The organism is Pseudescherichia sp. AS216, assembly GCF_037152055.1.
Lineage (GTDB): Bacteria > Pseudomonadota > Gammaproteobacteria > Enterobacterales > Enterobacteriaceae > Pseudescherichia.
Genome location: NZ_JBBCMV010000004.1, coordinates 262675 through 282052 on the forward strand (window position 1 = coordinate 262675; position 19378 = coordinate 282052).

Genomic DNA, 19378 nt, shown 5'->3' on the forward strand with positions numbered 1-19378 from the left:
CGTAGAAAGCGCTTTCTGTTATACAATGGGCAGAGAGGAATTCACAGGACCGAGCAATGAAAAAGTATCAGCAGCTGGCGCAGCAGATTATTGAGCAGATCAATCTTGGCGTCTGGCAGCCCGGCGATCGGCTGCCGTCGCTGCGCGAGCAGGTCACCATCAGCCACGTCAGCTTTATGACCGTCAGCCACGCCTACCAGATGCTGGAGAGCCAGGGACGGATCGTTGCCAGGCCGCAGTCCGGCTACTACGTTGCGTCACCTCCCTCCCGTAAGCCGCCCATGCCGCCCGCCCAGGTGATGCAGGATGAGGCCGTGGACATCAACACCTATATTTTTGAGGTGCTGCAGGCCAGCTGCGACGCCTCGGTGCTGCCCTTTGGCTCGGCGTTTCCCGATCCGCGTCTGTTTCCACTCCAGCAGCTTAACCGCTCCCTGGCTAACGTCAGCAAAACCGCCAACGCCATGAGCGTGATCGAGAACCTGCCGCCGGGTAATGCCGAGCTGCGCCATGCCATTGCCCGCCGCTATGCTCAGCAGGGGATGAACATCTCTCCCGATGAGGTGGTGATCACCGCAGGCGCGCTGGAGGCGCTCAACCTCAGCCTGCAGGCGGTCACCGAGCCGGGTGACTGGGTGATTGTCGAGAACCCCTGTTTTTACGGGGCGTTACAGGCGCTGGAGCGGCTTAAGCTCAAGGCCCTGGCGGTCGCCACCGACGTTGAGGAGGGGATCGATCTCGATGCGCTGGCCCAGGCGCTGAACGACTATCCGGTGAAGGCCTGCTGGCTAATGACCAACAGCCAGAATCCGCTCGGCTTCACCCTGAGCAATGAGAAAAAGGCGCGGCTGGTGGCCCTGCTGGCAGAGCACAACGTCACTCTGATTGAGGATGACGTCTACAGCGAGCTCTACTTTGGCCGTGAGAAGCCGCTTCCTGCTAAAGCGTGGGATACGCAGGAGATGACCCTGCACTGCGCGTCGTTCTCGAAGTGTCTGGTCGCCGGGTTCCGTATCGGCTGGGTGGCAGCGGGGAAACACGCCAGGCGTATCCAGCAGCTGCAGCTGATGAGCACCCTCTCGACCAGCTCGCCGATGCAGCTGGCGCTGGTGGACTATCTCTCCACCAAACGCTACGACGCCCACCTGCGTCGACTGCGCCGCACCCTGGCGGAGCGCAAGCAGCAGGCCAGGCAGGCGCTGCTACGCCATCTTCCTGACGAGGTGAAGATCCATCCCAGCGACAGCGGCTACTTTCTCTGGCTTGAGCTGCCTGCCCCCCTGGATGCCGGGCAGCTAAGCGAGCGGGCGCTGGCGCACCGCATCAGCATCGCGCCAGGCAAAATGTTCTCTACCTCGGACACCTGGGCTCCCTTTTTCCGCTTCAACACCTCCTGGGCATGGGGCGATCGTGAAGAGCAGGCGGCCAAAACGCTGGGGATGCTGATCCGCGAGGCCATGGCGTAACGCACCGGTATTAACCCGTTGTCTCTGCTCCAGAAGATGGCGGAGTGCGTCATCTGTCACAACCTAAGCAAATTTCTTTTGCGCCTTATGTGGGGCCGCAGCGCGCCGTCTACCTTTACTGAGGGAGATATTTTTACGGCACGGCTGCCGCACATTTGATTGCGACAGGAGTAATGGCTTATGAGTAAGACATTTGCCCGCAGCACGCTGTACGCGCTCGGTATGACTATCGTCACCGCGCAGGCAGCCGAGCCAACGGAAGTCGGTAAAGGGGAAGGGCGTCTCGATATCATCGCCTGGCCGGGATACATCGAGCGCGGTCAGACCGATAAGCAGTATGACTGGGTCAGCGAGTTTGAAAAAGCCTCCGGCTGCCAGGTGAACGTGAAGACCGCCGCCACCTCGGACGAGATGGTGAGCCTGATGGCGAAGGGTGGCTACGACCTGGTCACCGCCTCCGGCGATGCTTCCCTGCGCCTGATTATGGGCAAGCGCGTTCAGCCCATCAATACCGCCCTGATCCCCAACTGGAAAAACGTCGACCCGCGCGTGGCGAAGGGCGACTGGTTTAACGTTGGCGGCAACGTCTACGGTACGCCCTATCAGTGGGGGCCCAATCTGCTGATGTATAACAGCAAAACCTTCCCGACGCCGCCGGACAGCTGGGCGGTCATCTTCGTTAAGCAGAACCTGCCGGACGGCAAGAGCAACCAGGGGCGGGTTCAGGCGTACGACGGTCCCATCTACATTGCCGATGCCGCCCTGTTTGTGAAAGCCACCCAGCCGCAGCTGGGCATTAGCGATCCCTATCAGCTCAGCGAAGAGCAGTATCAGGCGGTGCTGAAGGTGCTCCGCGACCAGCATGGACTGATCCACCGCTACTGGCACGACACCACCGTGCAGATGAGCGATTTCAAAAACGAAGGCGTGGTGGCCTCCAGCGCCTGGCCCTATCAGGCCAACGCTTTGAAAGCCGAAGGCCAGCCCATCGCCACGGTCTTCCCGAAGGAGGGGGTGACCGGCTGGGCGGATACCACCATGCTGCACACCGATGCGAAACACCCCAACTGCGCTTACAAATGGATGGACTGGTCACTGACGCCGAAGGTGCAGGGCGACGTGGCCGCCTGGTTTGGCTCGCTGCCGGTGGTGGCGGAGGGCTGCAAGGCCAGTTCCCTGCTGGGCGAGAAGGGCTGCGAAACCAATGGCTATGGGTTCTTTGACAAGATCGCCTTCTGGAAAACGCCGGTTGCCGAAGGGGGTAAGTTCGTGCCCTACAGCCGCTGGACTCAGGATTACATCGCCATCATGGGCGGCCGCTGATCGTCAGGAGTGACGCATGACCTATGCCGTTGAGTTTGATAATGTCTCGCGGATCTACGGTGACGTTCGGGCGGTGGACGGGGTTAGCCTGGCCGTTGACGACGGAGAGTTTTTCTCTATGCTGGGGCCGTCCGGCTCCGGCAAAACCACCTGCCTGCGGCTGATCGCCGGGTTTGAACAGCTCTCCGGTGGCGCGGTGCGCATTTTTGGCAAACAGGCCAGCGAGCTACCGCCGTGGGAGCGCGACGTCAATACCGTGTTTCAGGATTACGCCCTCTTTCCGCACATGTCGATTCTGGATAACGTCGCCTACGGGCTGATGGTTAAAGGCATCGGCAAAAAAGCCCGCCATGCTCAAGCCCACGAGGCGCTGGAGCGGGTGGCGCTGGGGTTTGCCCACGCGCGGAAACCGTTCCAGCTCTCCGGGGGGCAGCGGCAGCGGGTGGCCATTGCCCGGGCGCTGGTTAACCAGCCGCGCGTGCTGCTGCTGGACGAGCCGCTTGGCGCGCTGGATCTTAAGCTGCGGGAGCAGATGCAGTTCGAGCTAAAGAAGCTTCAGCAGGATCTGGGCATCACCTTTATTTTTGTCACCCACGACCAGGGCGAGGCGCTGTCGATGTCCGACCGCGTCGCGGTGTTCAATAACGGTAAGATCGAGCAGATTGCTGCCCCGCGCGATCTCTACCTGCGGCCGCGCACCCCCTTCGTGGCGGGCTTTGTAGGCACCTCCAACGTGTTTAGCGCCGCCAGGGCGCAGGCGCTGTGCGGCATGGCCGGAAGCTACTCTCTGCGTCCAGAGCATATCCGGCTGGACTGGACGAATGAAGTGCAAACCGAGGGCGTGGTGCAGACGGTACAGTATCAGGGAGCCGCGACGCGCATTGAGCTAAAGCTTGCGGATGGCGAGAGGCTGCTGGTCAGCGAGGCCAATCTTCTTGATGCCCGTCAGCCTGCTTCACTCCAGCCAGGGCAGACCGTGCCGCTCTCCTGGTCCCGTGCGGCAATGGTTCCGCTGCAGGAGGCGTAGATGGCGATGAGCGCTATGCCAGCCCCGCGCCCGTCGGCGCATGGTCGCCTGAGCGGGCTGTTCTGGCGGAGGCCGACGCTGGGCCTTCTCCTGCTGCTGATCGCCCCGCTGATCTGGTTTGGTATTGTCTATCTCGGGTCGCTGCTAACGCTGCTGTGGCAGGGGCTTTACACCTTCGACGACTTCACCATGTCGGTGACGCCGGATTTAACCCTGGCGAATTTGCAGGCGCTGTTTCAGCCCGCCAACTACGACATTATTTTGCGCACGCTGACCATGGCGATTGCGGTGACCATTGCCAGCGCGATCCTCGCTTTTCCGCTGGCGTGGTTTATGGCTCGCTATACCCAGGGCAAGATGAAGGCCTTTTTCTATATTGCGGTAATGCTCCCGATGTGGGCGAGCTATATCGTTAAGGCCTACGCCTGGACCTTGCTGCTGGCGCGGGACGGCGTGGCCCAGTGGTTTTTACAGCATCTGGGTTTGCAGCCGCTGCTGGAGAGCGTGCTGACCCTGCCTGCGGTGGGCGGCAGCACGCTCTCGACTTCCGGCCTCGGGCGCTTCCTGGTCTTCGTCTACATCTGGCTTCCGTTCATGATCCTGCCGGTGCAGGCGGCGCTGGAACGCTTACCGCCATCGCTGCTGCAGGCGTCGGCGGATCTCGGCGCGCGACCGGCCCAGACGTTCCGGCACGTGGTGCTGCCCCTGGCAATCCCCGGCGTCGCGGCAGGGTCAATCTTTACCTTCTCCCTGACGCTGGGAGACTTCATTGTTCCCCAACTGGTGGGCCCGCCGGGCTTCTTCATTGGCAACATGGTCTATGCCCAGCAGGGCGCAATTGGCAATATGCCGATGGCAGCGGCGTTTACGCTGGTTCCTATCATCTTAATTGCCCTCTATCTGGCGTTCGTGAAGCGCCTGGGAGCGTTCGATGCACTCTGATCGCGCACCGCTGCTGTTAAAACTGGCTGCCTGGGGCGGGGTGATTTTTCTGCACTTCCCGCTGCTGATTATCGCCATCTATGCCTTTAATACCGAAGACGCCGCCTTTAGCTTCCCTCCCCAGGGCCTGACGCTGCGCTGGTTCAGCGTAGCCGCATCGCGGGGCGACATCCTCGAGGCTGTGACACTGTCACTTAAGGTGGCGGCACTGGCGACGCTGGTGGCGCTGATACTTGGCACGCTTGCTGCTTGTGCTCTCTGGCGCAGCCAGTTTTTTGGCAAGAGTGCTGTCTCGCTGCTGCTGCTGTTGCCCATTGCCCTGCCGGGTATCGTAACCGGTCTGGCGCTGCTGACGGCGTTTAAAACGGTAGGGCTGGAGCCGGGGTTTCTGACTATCGTGATTGGCCACGCCACCTTCTGCGTGGTGGTGGTCTTTAACAACGTCATCGCCCGCTTCAGGCGCACCGCCTGGAGCATGGTGGAGGCGTCGATGGATCTGGGGGCCAACGGCTGGCAGACCTTTCGCTACGTGGTGCTGCCCAATCTTGGCTCGGCGCTGCTGGCGGGCGGCATGCTGGCGTTTGCCCTGTCGTTTGATGAAATCATCGTCACCACCTTTACCGCCGGACACGAACGTACCCTGCCACTGTGGCTGCTAAATCAGCTGGGCAGACCGCGCGAGGTGCCGATCACCAACGTGGTGGCGCTGCTGGTAATGCTGGTGACCACGCTGCCGATTTTAGGCGCATGGTGGCTGACCCGCAGGGGCGAGAACGCCTTTGGCAACGAGAAATAACTGACCCTCAACCAGGATATGACTATGCAAGATCAACTGTTAATTAATGGCCAACTGGTCAGCGGCGAAGGGGAAAAGCAGGCGGTTTATAATCCCGCAACCGGTGAGGTGCTGCTGGAGATCGCCGAAGCCTCTGCCGCCCAGGTAGACGCCGCCGTGCAGGCCGCCGATCGCGCCTTTAGCGTGTGGGGCTATGCTACTCCGAAAGTTCGTGCCCAGGCGCTGCTCGATCTCGCCCAGGCCATTGAAGATAATGCCGAGGCGCTGGCCCAGCTGGAGTCCCTTAACTGCGGCAAGCCGCTGCACTGCGTGACAGGCGATGAGATCCCCGCCGTGGTTGACGTCTTTCGCTTCTTCGCCGGGGCGGCACGCACCCTGAACGGACTGGCGGCGGGCGAGTATCTGGAGGGGCATACCTCCATGATTCGCCGCGATCCGGTGGGCGTGGTGGCATCGATTGCACCCTGGAACTACCCGCTGATGATGGCGGCCTGGAAGCTGGCTCCAGCTTTGGCGGCCGGTAACTGCGTAGTGATCAAGCCGTCAGAGATCACGCCGCTCACCGCTCTGAAGCTGGCGGAGCTGGCGAAGGATATTTTCCCGGCCGGGGTGCTTAACGTGCTGTTTGGCCGGGGCAAGACCGTGGGCGATCCGCTCACCGGGCACGAGAAGGTGCGAATGGTTTCCCTGACCGGCTCCATTGCCACCGGGGAGCATATCATCGGCCACACCGCCTCTTCAGTGAAACGCACCCACATGGAGCTGGGGGGCAAAGCGCCGGTTATCGTCTTTGACGATGCCGACCTCGACGCGGTGGTGGAGGGGGTACGGACCTTTGGCTACTACAACGCGGGTCAGGACTGTACCGCCGCCTGCCGTATCTATGCCCAGAAAGGTATTTACGATGCGCTGGTTGAGAAGCTGGGCGCAGCGGTGGCGAGCCTGAAGATGGGTGCGCCAGACGACGAAAGCACCGAGCTGGGGCCGCTCAGCTCCGCAGCGCACCTGGAGCGGGTAACGCAGGCGGTAGAGGCCGCGAAAGCGCTGGGGCATATCAGCGTAGTGACCGGGGGCGAGAAGCGCGACGGCGCAGGCTACTATTTCCAGCCGACGCTGCTGGCCGGGGCGAAGCAGGAGGATGACATTGTCCAGAACGAGGTATTTGGCCCGGTCGTGAGCGTGACTGCGTTTGACGATGAAGATCAGGTCCTGAGCTGGGCCAACGACTCCCGCTACGGGCTGGCCTCATCGGTGTGGACCCGGGACGTGGGCCGGGCGCACCGGCTAAGCGCCCGCCTGCAGTACGGCTGCACCTGGGTCAACACCCACTTTATGCTGGTGAGCGAGATGCCGCACGGCGGGCAGAAGATGTCCGGCTACGGCAAGGATATGTCGGTCTACGGCATCGAAGACTACACCGTGATTCGCCACGTAATGATTAAACACTAGAGTATACGCCCGGTGGCGCTTCGCTTACCGGGCCTACGGTGTAGCTAGCAACTGGTGATGCAAAACCGTTCTGTTACCTCCTTTTTGCTCTTCTCTTTATTTCGCCCGCTGCAGATAATCCACTGAGCTTTTCCCTCGCTTTCGCAGGGATAAAGCTTGATTTACATCAATAAAAAATGCATATTGCGCGCGTTTTATTCTATTTGAGCAAATGTCGGCTATGACCCTATACCAAAAAATGCTGGTCTTCTACGCTGTGATGGCAACGATCTGTGCCCTTATCACCTGGTTCCTGTCAAAGGATCGCAAGCGGATCCGCTTCCTGTGTGCATTTCTGATCGGCTCCACCTGGCCAATGAGCTTTCCGGTAGCGCTGCTGATCTCGCTGTTCTAAGAGCGCGCCGGTAAGAGGTTCCCCGGCGCGCGCTGCGTCACCGGGGGAGGCGATTAGGGCAGGAGCGTGAGCAACCTTTTGCGCTGGGCATCCGTCACGTCTGATGGGTGCCGATAGCCAATATTCTCCGTGCTGCGGGTATAAAGCGCCACCAGCCAGTCATAAACGTAGCGCGTAGCGGCATGCACCGGCTGATCGCCGAGTCGCGTTAGCCTGCCTTCGGTGTGGGCTGGTGCGTCGGTGCTGAAGATCGCGCTGCCTTTCTGGATGCGGCTAGCCGGACGCTGTTCTACCGCAACATCGGCGTAACCCAGCCAGGCAATCAGATTGCCTATCGCCGCATGCAGCTGCGCCGCACAGGCGTTATCCCGCTGCATCAGGGTTTGCAGCTGGCTGGCGAGATCCAGCCGGTGGCTGGTGGTGATAATGGTGTCCGCCACCTGGCGCAGCGTAGCCGGGGTAATGTCCAGCCGGGCTGCGCTCTCCGCGCTACGGCTCCACTGGCGAAGATGATTCACCCACATGGCGTGTGCCTGTTGGCCAGCATCCCGTGCGGCGCTGGCGCGCTCCGGCACCTCCTGCGCATCGGCAAAGAGATCGATCGCCTCATTAAACAAGCCGCTCACCTTCTCCTCACGCGGAAGCTGCACCTTCCACAGGGCATCAAACTGCTTCATCTCTGGCAGCAGACCTTCCAACAGTTCACCGTGGCGTCCGGCCTGGCCCTGCAGCTCGCGAATCGCTGATTCAGCACGGGTGCGGCGGGTATCCGCATCCTCGGTTAGCGGCGAAAGCAGAGGCTGCATCAGATCGCGCAGCGTCTGATAGTGGCGCTCGCGCAGGGCAGTCAGCCGACTCGTACGCAGCGATGGCGTGGTAGCCTGAGAGAGCCACTCAATCAGCCGCTGCAGGCTGCTGGCATCGAGCGCCTGCAAGGTTCCCCAGCGCTGGCCAGGTTTGCCCAGCAGCTGCTGCACGGTTTCATCAAGATTCAGCGAGGTGGTAAAGCGGGCATCCTGAGGCGTAATCGCCCATACCAGGCCCGGCAGCGCCGTCTCCTGGCCCGACTGCGTCTCCTGCACCCAGTTCAGCAAGGCCCTGGCCGTGACGGCGGTGGCGCTGCGCTGCGGCGTGGCGTTGCAGATCATTAGCACGTCCGGCTGGAGCTGCTGGCGATAGCGCTCCAGCAGCCAGCGGCACTTGCTGTGCCAGAGCGGGCGTTGAGGCTGTGCCGCCGGGCAGGGAATATCGACAATATCTACCCCGTCCAGCACGGTGTCTTCGACGCACAGGACCAGCTCGTAGGTCAGCAGCGACAGGGTGGCGAGGGGAATGCTCACCGCGTTTTGCAGCTCCTCTTTTGACAGAGGATGAACCACGACTTCCGCCTGCGCCTCGATGCTCTCTGCCGCCAGCGGGTTCAGGAATCCCTCCGTTGGCAGAGCAAAGTTATCTACCAGCAGGCTCAGCGGCGCAGCCAGCTCGGCGGCGTTGCCGGTCTGATGCAGAACGTGCGCCAGGGCTAGCCACTGCTGGGTCAGCTCCTGCTGCTCTCCCCACAGTAGCGACCAGGCGCTGGCCCGGGCGCGCAGATCCAGGGCGGGGATCAGGGTAGCGAGCTGGTACCACAGGCCGTCGTCAATCTGCTGCTGTGCGGCAGGCACGGTAGTGCGCCAGAACGCGGCAATAGCGCCGACCTCCTCAGCGGTAATGCCCGCCACCGGATGCGGCTGACGCAGCCCGCGCCAGCGGTTAAGGCGATCTTCAATCACCGCCCGGTCGACAAGGTGGCGTTCCTGCTGTCCGGCGGCATGAGCGATAAACACCTGCACCAGTTCCGCCTCGCTAATCAGACGTAGACGCAGAGGAAACGCATCGTCAACGTTCTGGACCTGGGTCGTGAAGCGCAGCGCCATGCCGGTCAGGGCATGGCCTGGATTGATATGGCTCAGATAATCGAAACTCTTCTCGCCAGCCCTGACGTTTACCCGACCACTGGTGCTGCACAGGGCGGTAAGCAGATGGGCTTTTGCCGCCTGGGCATGACCGTAGAGGCCCACCGTGCGGGGCTGGCTTGCGGCATGGGCCAGCACGCTCTCGTGCGCGGCGGCGGCGGTCAGACGCAGCAGCAGGGCGTCGGCGTCATCGTCAAGCAGCGGGGCGTGCTGGCGGGTCTCATCTATCCATGCCATTAATGCCTGGGAGGTTTTGCTCAGATCTCTCATTTTAGGTACACGCTCCCGCTGTCAATCCAGTAGTGGCTGCCGCTGTGGCGGCGATCGGCCAGGGTGTTCAGTTTAAACGTCAACGCATCGGCGGCGACCGGGGTGCCGTCCTGCAGCCAGGCCTCGCTCAGGGTGAACGCTTCCGGCCCCAGCGCTTTGCTGCCGCCGGTGAGGGCCAGCCGCACGTTAAGCACGCCGTCTCCGGCGATGGCTTTTGCCAACTCCGGCGAGTTAATGCTCAGGGTATAGAGCGGCGTTGCAGGCCAGCGGGCGTTGGCGAGCTGGCGGAAGCCCAGCGTGACGTTGCCACGCAGCGGAAAGTGCAGGCGGGCATCCAGTTTGGCACCCGACTTATCCAGGTCAATATCTTCGTACCAGACGTTCTCTTCGCGCAGGGTATTCACCACGTTATCCAGCACGCCAAGGTAGCGTACGGTAGAGTAAGCCCCAATATCCGCCGCCTTAAAGTTAAAGCGCGGCAGGCGCAGATCCAGCGCCAGGCTGCACAGCATTGCCCCAACGGCGGCGGTGGATTTCGGATTGCCAATCCGCCCCTGCTGGCTAAACGGATACCACTCGTGCACTCGGTACTTATCCAGCCAGACCATACGGTTAACCGGAACCGGCTGCAGATGGCGGATCAGCGCCTGCACGCCCGGCAGGCAGCCCGGACGCCCGGTGACCAGCAGTACGTCACAGCCGTAGTGGGAGATGGCTTCACACACCGCATGGATAGGCGCTGTCAGGGTGAACTGTCCGCCCAGCATCGCCGCCTGCAGATCGCTAAAGTTAACCTGCAACGGCACGGCGAAGAGATCGAACGCCGGAGCGCTGGCTGGCAGGGCGTGATCGATGGCCTGCTTCAGGTAGTTCATGACGTTACGCGTGGGCTGCTGAGTCAGCAGTTCGCCAAAGGTCGCGTGCAGCCCTGCCAGCGGATCGTTGATATCGCTCTGCTCCCAGGCCGAAAGGATGGCGTGGCCGATCGGCATAAAGAGTTGCAGCGTGGTCTGCTGGCGCAGCACCGCCTGGGTGTCGATGCGGCCGGAGTCGCCAAACAGCGTTGCCATTAGCGCGGCGGCATCGGTAATCCCCGACTTTTGCAGCTGGGTTTGCAGGGCAGGCAGCACGCAGCGCTGAATAATATCCAGCAGAATGTCGTCACCCGCCACCTTAAACCCCTCGCGGAACAGCAGGTGTGGCGTGATCTTGACGTTGCTCCCGGTGCCGTCATCCAGCTGATAGTGGACGATGGCCATATCAGTGGTGCCGCCGCCGATATCGATCGACGCCACCCGCAGGGCGCGGCCCGGCATTTCGTCCGGCGCGCCGATACGGTCCGGGCGGGCAAGAGAGGCAAAAAAGGTCTCTGTCTGTCCGGCGTAGTGCGAAATAGCTTCGTTATAGAGCCAGACCAGCTGACCGCAGCTGGCTTCATCCCACTCCATCTGGATCTGCGGGACGGGTACCACGCTCTTATCGCGCTGCTTGCTGTTAGAGAAATCGTCATCCTGCGGGTGCCAACCCATCGCTTTCCATACCAGAGCGATGGCTTCAAACATGCGGCGGCGGAAGATCTCGCGCTCCTGCTTCGGCATCGCCGAAGGCAGGGTCAGAATAATGGTGCGCAGCTGGCGGGGCGAAGCCGGGAAGCCCAGACGCAGGCGCGTCGCCACGCTGTTGATCTGTCCCAGCGCCTGAGCCAGCAGCTCACACAGCATGTGGGTCATCAGCGTGCTGCGGCTGTACTGGGGCGAGAACACCGGCAGACGCTCATCCAGCGGCAGGGTGTAGAGCGGCTGACCATCGTCGTTCATCAGGTTCATCAGCGGGAAAGCGGTCGCTAGCGGCTCGCGCTGGGACTTGCTGTTCATCTGGCTAAAGCGCCAGTCCTGTAGCACCGGGGTTTCATCCCACAGGTAACGACGCGGGCTGGAGATACCGCTGTTGCCTTCCGTCCCCAGACGCTGCATCGCCAGCTTGCGGGCCTCGTCGCCTACGCGAACAATCGACGGCCAGACGAAGGCATCTTCGCGCCCGCTCTCCACGGAGAAGTGCTGCTTGCCGAAGCGGGCTTCAGAGAACTCCAGCCGGCTGGTAAACAGCGGCTCGTTTAAAAACTGCGGCTCGCTCAGGGAGCGCACCTGCAGCTCTGCTGTCTGGCGCAGGCCGTCGTTGGCATCGCCCTGATCTTCAATGATTACGCCGCAGGTGTGGGTGTTGCCGACGTCGAGGATCAGATCCACCGGAATAGCCGGGGTGCTGAGGGTATGGGTAACGATTTTAACTTCTGGAACGGTCAGCTGCTCGCCCAGCAGAGTGAGCAGGTTGAGCCAGTGGGCCTGATACTCAAAGCCGCGCAGGGCCTGGGCAATCTCCCGCTCGCTGCGGTTCTCGACGCTGGTGGCGTAGTGCAGAAACGCCTCGCGCAGCCAACCGTCAATCCAGGTCTGATCGAGAAAATCAAACACCTCGTCGTCGCGCCACGCCAGCGCAAAGCGGGTCCCGTTCAGGATGTCATTGGTAGTCGGAGCCAGCGCAAGAGGCGAGAGATCGTTGATCTGGCTGTCCAGCGCCAGGGTCACGCGGTGGGTGTTGCCTGCGCTGTCCGGCTCGGCCAGCTTGCGGATCTGCACGCGAGCCCAGTTATCCGGGCCTTCCACGAAGGTACGCGGCGGGTTAAAGCGCAAAAAAGGGATGGGCAGCCACACGCCGTCCAGCACCGCCAGCGACTCAAGCAGCGGCAGGGTGCTCTCCGGCTTCACTACCTCGGGCTGGCCGCCGTCGCGCCCAGGCAGCGTATAGCGGCTGTTGATCAGATCGTAATCGAGGCGCAGCAGCGGCCCGTTAGCGGTTTTTCGTACAAAGCGTCCGCTCTGTAAGGAAGCCTGCGGCGTCAGGCCAAAGTCAAGAAACTGCACGCCGCTGTTGGCAATCAGCGTGACGCTCTGTTTGTAATCGCAAAGATTAACCAGCATAAAATCAGGAACCTGTTTTTCTGAACGTCAACGGGACAATGGTTTTGGCATCATACCGGGCGCTGCACTGGGCAACGTCGCTGGTGCCTGCGGTGCAGGAGATCTCCGGCATCGGGTAGCGAGTGCCGTCGCTGCAGCGCGCGTGACCGCGGCTTTTGATCATCAGTACGCCGGTGTCGTGCAGGCCAGAGAAGATCTCGGACCGGCAGACAATATTATTACCCTGCACCAGGCGGGCGGTACCTTTATTGTTCTGGATCTGGAAGCGCAGCGTAGGCGGTTTGCCGGTCACTTCGTCTTTGATATCCAGCATCACGCGCCAGCTGCCGTTGAGAAAACGGGTGCTGCCCGCTTTAACCTGGTTGGCATCCATCACCAGCGCATCTTTCGGAATGGCGGTGATAGTCGGCTCGCTGGTTTTTTCCACCACCGGGGCAGGCGCTGCTTTGGCTGCCACCACTTCTGCCTGATGCAACGGCAGCGAGGCCGTAAGCACCGGCGCAGGCTCAGCCTCGAGCGGAGCAGGCGCAATGGTCTGCGGAGCAGCGGGCGCGGCAGCTGTTTTGAGGGCGGGCGTTGAGGCATGCTCTGCGGGCTGATGCGGCCACAGCAGCGGGGCAGCAACGGCGGCGACCACCACGGCGGCCACCGGCAGGGCCCACAGGCCATAGCGGCGCTTAGTGGTAGGTGCAGGCGCAGGCGCAGCGGCAACGGCGGCAGGTGGCACAACCGGCGCGGGCTGGGGTTCAGGCTGCGGAGGTTCGGGAGGCTGCTGGGGGGTAATCTCCGGCACGGCGGCCAGCAGCGGCTCATCGGCTTTGCTGAAGGTCGCCACGGCAGGGACGTCCTCTTCAACGTCGCGCTCTTCCGGCATCTCGATGATCGGGGCAGGCGGCTCCTCTTCCCGCAGGCAGGCGAGCACATCCTCGCGGGCGCTCTCGTTAAGGTCAACAAAGCCCCAGAAGGTAATAACCGGTTTGCCATCCACCAGGAATACGTGGTTCACGCCGGGAAACTGCAGCGCTTTCGCCAGCAGCGAGCCAAAGAGCTGCTGAGCGGTTTTCGGCGACTGTAGGCTTTTCCGGCTCAGGGCAGCGGCGCTGTCGAGCGTGCTTTCCAGAAAACGCAGGGCGCGGAAGCGGGACTCGTCGTCTGCTGCCTTCCAGCTTACCGCCCGGCCTTCGATCGGTGAGTACCAGTCCACGCGATCGCCGTCGTCGTTAATCTGCGGTATGGCGAGGCAGTCCACCATCGCCTGCTGCTTACGCAGACGTAACGCTTCACGAATTTGCAATGCCGAATCAAAGACGGCCTGGCCGCCGCCGCCAACGGCCTGAAAATCATCCAGATCGCCGCTGCGCAAGAGAGTTTTTGCCACGTTTTCATCCCATAGACTTCTTCACGCCTCTACTTTACGAGATGTAATAGCAAGCAAACGGTGGAAGAGAGGCTAAAAGCGGTGAATTCTCGTGGCATTGCGCCGGCGCTTTTCGCTTGACGTTTCCGGAATAACTTAAGGCAAACTAAATGGTGGGGAAAGGCGAAGAAATCAGCAAAATCAGCTGCTTTGGCATAACCTGATAGTGATTCGTTATTTGCCAGACTTTCACTGCTATGCTGAGATCACGTTTTAATAAAATAATAAGGTTTTAATTATGTTTTCAGGAAAACTGTCTACAGGCAAAACGCTGCTCGCACTGGCGCTCAGCACGCTTCTGCCGGCAAGCGCGGCATGGGCGGCGGCCAACGATACCCTTATTTACTGCTCTGAAGCCTCTCCGGAATCCTTTAACCCGCAGATCGCCAGCTCTGGCCCAAGCTTTGTCGCCAGCTCCCAGACGCTGTATAACCGCCTGATCAACTTCGACCCGGTGAAAAATATCCCGGTGCCGTCGCTGGCGACCAGCTGGACTATATCCCCGGACGGTAAGACCTACACCTTTACTCTGCGGCAGGGCGTGAAATTTAACAGCAATAAATACTTCAAGCCGACCCGCGACTTTAATGCCGATGATGTGATCTTCTCAGTGATGCGTCAGAAAGATGCTAACCACCCGTATCACAACGTCTCTCAGGGTAACTACGAATACTTCAACGACGTCGGCCTCGACAAGCTGATTAAAGAGGTCAAAAAGGTCGATGATTATCACGTGCAGTTCGTCCTGAACGAGCCGAACGCTGCGTTCCTCGCCGACTGGGGCATGGATTTTGCCTCTATCCTCTCGGCGGAGTACGCGGATGCCATGCTGAAAAAGGGCACGCCGGAGAATGTCGATACCTGGCCAATCGGTACCGGGCCGTATGCGCTGCAGCAGTATAAGCGTGACGCGCTGATCCGTTATATTGCTAACCCGAACTACTGGGACGGTGAGGTGCCGACTAAACACCTGATCTTCTCTATCACCCCGAACGTTGAGACGCGGCTGGCGAAGCTGCAAACCAACGAGTGCCAGATTATCCCTGCGCCGTCTCCGGTGCAGTTCGACGTGATCAAAAAGAACAAAGATCTGGCTCTGCACTCGGTAGATGCGCTGAACGTCGGCTATCTCGCGTTCAATACCGAGAAGAAACCGTTTGATAACGTGCTGGTGCGCCAGGCGCTGAACTATGCCACGGATAAAAAAGCCATTGTTAACGCCGTCTTCCTGGGATCCGGTACGGTAGCTAAATCACCGCTGCCACCGAACATGCTCGGCTTTAATAAAGACCTCAAGGATTACGCTTACGATCCGGAAAAAGCGAAGGCGCTGCTGAAGCAGGCCGGTCTGGAGAACGGCGCTGAAGTTACACTGTGGTCAATGCCGGTACAGCGTCCTTATAACCCGAATTCTAAGCGTATTGCCGAGATGATCCAGAGCGACTGGGCGAAGGTGGGCGTGAAGGCGAAGATTGTCTCCTATGAGTGGGGCGAATACCTCTCTGGCATGCGCAAAGGCGAGCATGACAGCGCGCTGTTTGGCTGGATGTCCGACAACGGCGATCCAGACAACTTTGCCGACGTGCTGCTGGGCTGTGATAGCATTGAAACCGGCTCCAACGCCGCCCGCTGGTGTGATAAAACCTATAACGGGCTGGTGAAAAAGGCGAAGCTGACCTCCGTACCGGAAGATCGCGCTAAGCTCTACGCCCAGGCGCAGGAGGTGTTCTACCAGCAGGCCCCGTGGATTGCGCTGGCGAACGGTAAAACCTTCTATGCCACCCGCAGCAACGTAACCGGGTATAGCGTTAGCCTGATGGGCAGTGATTTCTCAAAAGCTAAACTGAATTAACAGACACAGGAGAGGATATGTCGCATTTGGAAGAGGTGGTCACGCGCGTGGATGCCGCTATCAACGAGAGCGTGATTGCGCATATGAATGAGTTGCTGGTCGAGCTCAGCAATGATGCAGAGCTGAGCCGGGAAGATCGTTATACCCAACAGCAGCGCCTGCGTAACGCCATCGCCCATAATGGACGGCACCATCAGGAAGAGATGGAGGCGCGCCGCGAACAGCTCACCAAAAACGGGACTATCCTCTAAATCATTGTGAACGCCGGGCGGCGCTAACGCTTGCCCGGCCTACGTAAGCACGGTGTAATTTGTAGGCCCGGTAAGCGTAGCGGTCCGGACTGCCGGGCAATTCACCTACCACTGACGTCTGGCAACCAGCCACGCACCAATCACCAGCAATACCGCCCCGCATACCGGGCCCACCAGCGCCCGCCATGGCACGCCGTGGCTTTTGACCAGGTCCATCACCAGTCCACCGATCAGCTGGCTCGCTACCAGCACCGCGATAGTGGTGGCCGCGCCAACGTATTGATATCCGCTAATGCTGGCAAAGACAAAAAATGACCCAAGCAGGCCGGGGATCAGCGTCCACCAGCGCACCGTTGCCGCCAGTTCGCTAAAGCCGGACAGGCCATACTTCATCAGCAGAATCGAAACAAACAGCACAATACCCACCAGCGAGTTGAGCAGCATGGCGATCAACACGGTGGAGGAGGACTGGGTGATCCGCACCATCAGCGTATTTTGTACCACCAGCCCGATACCCGCCGCCGCCAGGAACAGCAGGGTCAGCGACTGGTTCATGCGATAGCGTCCGGTTCGCTGCGGTTATCCAGCTGTAGCTGCATAAAGGTGAGATCCAGCCAGCGGCCAAACTTGGTACCCACCTGCGGCATCTGCGCGGTGGTGATAAAACCCAGCTTCTCATGCAGGTGAATAGAGGCCGCATTCTGCGACTCAATTCCGGCGATCATCACGTGCTTGCCGATGCGTTTTGCCTCCTCAATCAGCCTGACCATCAGCGCCTGGCCCAGACCTTTACCCTGATGATCCGGGTGAACGTACACCGAGTGCTCTACCGTATGGCGGAAACCGTCGAAAGCGCGCCAGTCGCCGAAAGCCGCATAGCCGGCGATCTCGCCGTTCTCTTCGCTGACCAGCACCGGGTAGCCCATCAGGGTGCGCGCCTCAAACCAGGCGATGCGGTTGTCGGCATCAACGGTCTGATCGTTCCAGATAGCGGCGGTATGCAGTACGGCGTGATTGTAGATCGTGGCAATGGCGGCGCAGTCGTCTTTGCCCGCGTAGCGGATAGTCATGCTTAAAACCTCAGAGAATATGCACGGGATAGTCTGTTATGAATACTATTACAGCCGCGATAAATCAACGCTTTGCCACTGCTGTTTCGCTTCAGGAGCGGATGACGCAGATTGCGAAGCAAAGAGAGGCGTAAGGCGCTACGCTGAAAGGATGTTTAACCGTCGAAGGAGACTATTGTGAGTCAAGAACAACAGCGTAACCGCCAGTGGCTGCTGGCTTCCCGCCCGAAAGGCGCGCCCGTTGCTGAAAACTTTCGTCTCGAAGAGAGCGAGATCCCTACGCCAACATCCGGCCAGCTGCTGCTGCGCACCGTCTATCTCTCTCTCGACCCGTATATGCGCGGTCGAATGAGCGATGAACCCTCCTATGCCGATCCGGTGAATATCGGCGACGTCATGTGCGGCGGTACGGTGAGCCAGGTGGTCACCTCACAGCATCCAGACTATGCCGAAGGCGACTGGGTGCTGGGCTACGACGGCTGGCAGACGTATGCCATCTCTAACGGTGAGGGGCTGGTTAAGCTCGACAAGAGCCTCGAGCACCCGTCCTGGGCGCTGGGCGTGCTGGGGATGCCGGGCTTTACCGCTTATATGGGGCTACTGGACATTGGTCAGCCCAAAGAGGGGGAGACGCTGGTGGTCGCGGCGGCAACGGGCCCGGTTGGGGCAACGGTCGGCCAGATTGGCAAGCTGAAAGGCCTGCGGGTGGTAGGCGTCGCCGGTGGGGCAGAGAAGTGCCGTCACGCCGTGGAGAAGCTGGGCTTTGACGCCTGTATCGATCATCATGCCGATGACTTTGCTGAACAGCTAAAAAACGCCTGTCCACAGGGGATTGATGTCTATTATGAAAACGTTGGTGGCAAGGTATTTGATGCGGTGCTGCCGCTGCTGAATACCGGTGCCCGCGTGCCGGTGTGTGGCCTGATCAGCGGCTACAACGCCACCGATCTGCCGCCGGGGCCAGATCGCCTGCCGCTGCTGATGGGCACAATTTTGAAAAAGCGTATTCGGATGCAGGGCTTTATCATTACTCAGGACTACGGCCACCGCATCGACGAGTTCCAGCAGGAGATGGGGAGATGGGTTCAGGAAGGGAAAATTCACTATCGCGAGCAGATTGTTGATGGCCTCGAAAATGCCCCTGAAGCCTTTATTGGTCTATTGGAAGGCAAGAACTTTGGCAAACTGGTTATTCGCGTAGCCGCGGACCAGTAAAGGTAAGTGCCAATAAAAAATTGCATAAAAAATCATGCAATTTTACAAAATGTTGTCTTTAATTAAGCATAGCTACACCAGCGGAGCGGTATGTTCCGTTGGTGTATATTAATCTGCATAATAAATAACTTTTAGTTCTAACGATTTGCGTTAATCCAATACCAGGCAACTCTCTACCTACTATATCTTATGGTTCGTGTGCGAATAGTCACACGAATAGGTGAAAAGTAATAAGTATTCGACAGGACATGAATATGCTTGATTTGGAAAAGGCGCAGCGTCTGAGCCTCACTCAGCAGGTTGAAGTAAGTTTAAAAAACGCGTTAATCGTCGGGGCGCTAAAGCCCGGCGCACGCCTGATTACCAAGGAGATTGCCGACCAGCTCGGAACCAGCATTACACCGGTGCGCGAAGCACTTTTGCGTTTAGTCTCTGCGGGTGCGTTACATGCCACTCCCGCCCAGGCCTTTCTGGTTCCAGACGTGAGTCAGCAAACCCACCGCGAAATAACTGAAATTCGTAAGCGGCTGGAATCGATGGCCGTCAGTGCCGCCTGTAGCAAAATGACCGATGAAAAACTTCGCCAGCTGCGGCTGCTGGCTAAAACATTTAATGAAGCCCGGCTGGGCGCGAACGTGGAGCAGGCCTTGCAGGCTAACCGTAGCTTTCGCTTCCGCCTGTACGAATATGCTGAGATGCCCACGCTGCTCTCGCTGATCGAGCAGCTGTGGGTGCGCATCGGCCCGTGCTTTAACCATCTTTATCCTGTCTCTGCGGAGCTGGCCAACGGGCACCATGACTATGCCGATCTGTTAGACGCCCTGGAGCGGGGTGATAGCGAGGCCAGCCAGCAGTCAATTATTAGTGTCATTGATATGGGCGTAAACATTGTTCAGCATCAGTATAAAGAGGCACTGTAGCCCGTCTCTCAATTGCGCCTTATAACGGCTTCCCTGGTGAATTTGCCTCAGGG

At 59.8% G+C, this 19378-nt stretch carries 16 protein-coding genes; 11 read left to right on the forward strand and 5 right to left on the reverse strand.

The window, feature by feature from the left end; translation table 11 throughout:
• Positions 1–56: 56 nt before the first annotated feature.
• The 7 genes from WFN61_RS14140 (at position 57) to WFN61_RS14170 (ending at position 7397) form a co-directional block, all read left to right on the forward strand.
• Entirely contained in the window at positions 57–1466 is a 1410-nt protein-coding gene (locus WFN61_RS14140) for an aminotransferase-like domain-containing protein (protein WP_222887718.1), read from the forward strand.
• A 180-nt stretch (positions 1467–1646) separates the two neighbouring features.
• Positions 1647–2789, forward strand: a complete 1143-nt coding sequence (ydcS, locus tag WFN61_RS14145; protein ID WP_312235822.1) for a putative ABC transporter substrate-binding protein YdcS — start codon at positions 1647–1649, stop codon at positions 2787–2789.
• A 16-nt stretch (positions 2790–2805) separates the two neighbouring features.
• Positions 2806–3816: an ABC transporter ATP-binding protein gene (locus tag WFN61_RS14150; RefSeq protein ID WP_337038823.1), complete on the forward strand. Its 1011-nt coding sequence runs from the start codon at positions 2806–2808 to the stop codon at positions 3814–3816.
• Positions 3817–4758 (forward strand): ABC transporter permease, encoded by a 942-nt coding sequence (locus WFN61_RS14155; RefSeq protein ID WP_337038824.1) that lies wholly within the window; start codon positions 3817–3819, stop codon positions 4756–4758.
• Positions 4748–5554: an ABC transporter permease gene (locus tag WFN61_RS14160; protein WP_257757627.1), complete on the forward strand. Its 807-nt coding sequence runs from the start codon at positions 4748–4750 to the stop codon at positions 5552–5554. The genes WFN61_RS14155 and WFN61_RS14160 overlap by 11 nt, the downstream gene beginning before the upstream one ends.
• 24 nt (positions 5555–5578) lie before the next feature.
• The gene (gene patD, locus WFN61_RS14165) at positions 5579–7003 is read left to right on the forward strand and encodes an aminobutyraldehyde dehydrogenase (RefSeq protein ID WP_337038825.1); all 1425 of its coding nucleotides are present in this window, start codon (positions 5579–5581) and stop codon (positions 7001–7003) included.
• Between the two features lie 220 nt (positions 7004–7223).
• Entirely contained in the window at positions 7224–7397 is a 174-nt protein-coding gene (locus tag WFN61_RS14170) for a GhoT/OrtT family toxin (RefSeq protein ID WP_072015224.1), read from the forward strand.
• 53 nt (positions 7398–7450) lie between these two features.
• Here the strand turns inward: WFN61_RS14170 and WFN61_RS14175 are convergent, their stop codons facing one another.
• From WFN61_RS14175 to WFN61_RS14185, 3 genes are read right to left on the reverse strand one after another with little or no spacing between them, the layout of a single operon-like run.
• Positions 7451–9622 (reverse strand): virulence factor SrfC family protein, encoded by a 2172-nt coding sequence (locus WFN61_RS14175; RefSeq protein WP_337038826.1) that lies wholly within the window; start codon positions 9620–9622, stop codon positions 7451–7453.
• Positions 9619–12600 carry a virulence factor SrfB gene (locus tag WFN61_RS14180; protein ID WP_312274059.1) on the reverse strand — a complete coding sequence of 994 codons (2982 nt, stop codon included), beginning with the start codon at positions 12598–12600 and terminating at the stop codon, positions 9619–9621. Before WFN61_RS14180 ends, WFN61_RS14175 begins: the two co-directional genes overlap by 4 nt.
• A gap of 4 nt (positions 12601–12604) precedes the next feature.
• Positions 12605–13978, reverse strand: a complete 1374-nt coding sequence (locus tag WFN61_RS14185) for an SrfA family protein (protein WP_337038827.1) — start codon at positions 13976–13978, stop codon at positions 12605–12607.
• A 292-nt stretch (positions 13979–14270) separates the two neighbouring features.
• On the opposite strand from WFN61_RS14185, the gene WFN61_RS14190 reads away from it, so the two are divergent.
• Both WFN61_RS14190 and WFN61_RS14195 read left to right on the forward strand, forming a co-directional pair.
• On the forward strand, positions 14271–15869 hold the full coding sequence (locus WFN61_RS14190; protein ID WP_337038888.1) for an ABC transporter substrate-binding protein: 1599 nt from the start codon (positions 14271–14273) through the stop codon (positions 15867–15869).
• Positions 15870–15886: 17 nt separating this feature from the next.
• On the forward strand, positions 15887–16120 hold the full coding sequence (locus WFN61_RS14195; RefSeq protein WP_144815596.1) for a DUF2526 family protein: 234 nt from the start codon (positions 15887–15889) through the stop codon (positions 16118–16120).
• A 105-nt stretch (positions 16121–16225) separates the two neighbouring features.
• Here the strand turns inward: WFN61_RS14195 and WFN61_RS14200 are convergent, their stop codons facing one another.
• Positions 16226–16675, reverse strand: coding sequence for a DMT family transporter (locus WFN61_RS14200; RefSeq protein ID WP_337038828.1), 450 nt, complete (start codon positions 16673–16675; stop codon positions 16226–16228).
• Complete coding sequence (locus WFN61_RS14205; protein WP_312175920.1) at positions 16672–17190, reverse strand: GNAT family N-acetyltransferase; 519 nt, start codon at positions 17188–17190, stop codon at positions 16672–16674. The genes WFN61_RS14200 and WFN61_RS14205 overlap by 4 nt, the downstream gene beginning before the upstream one ends.
• Before the next feature lie 177 nt (positions 17191–17367).
• Between WFN61_RS14205 and WFN61_RS14210 the strand changes: the two genes are divergently transcribed.
• Together WFN61_RS14210 and WFN61_RS14215 are read left to right on the forward strand one after the other, a co-directional pair.
• Positions 17368–18405, forward strand: coding sequence for an NADP-dependent oxidoreductase (locus WFN61_RS14210; protein WP_312282324.1), 1038 nt, complete (start codon positions 17368–17370; stop codon positions 18403–18405).
• A 254-nt stretch (positions 18406–18659) separates the two neighbouring features.
• Positions 18660–19325: a GntR family transcriptional regulator gene (locus WFN61_RS14215; protein ID WP_144815608.1), complete on the forward strand. Its 666-nt coding sequence runs from the start codon at positions 18660–18662 to the stop codon at positions 19323–19325.
• The last annotated feature ends 53 nt before the right edge of the window (positions 19326–19378 follow it).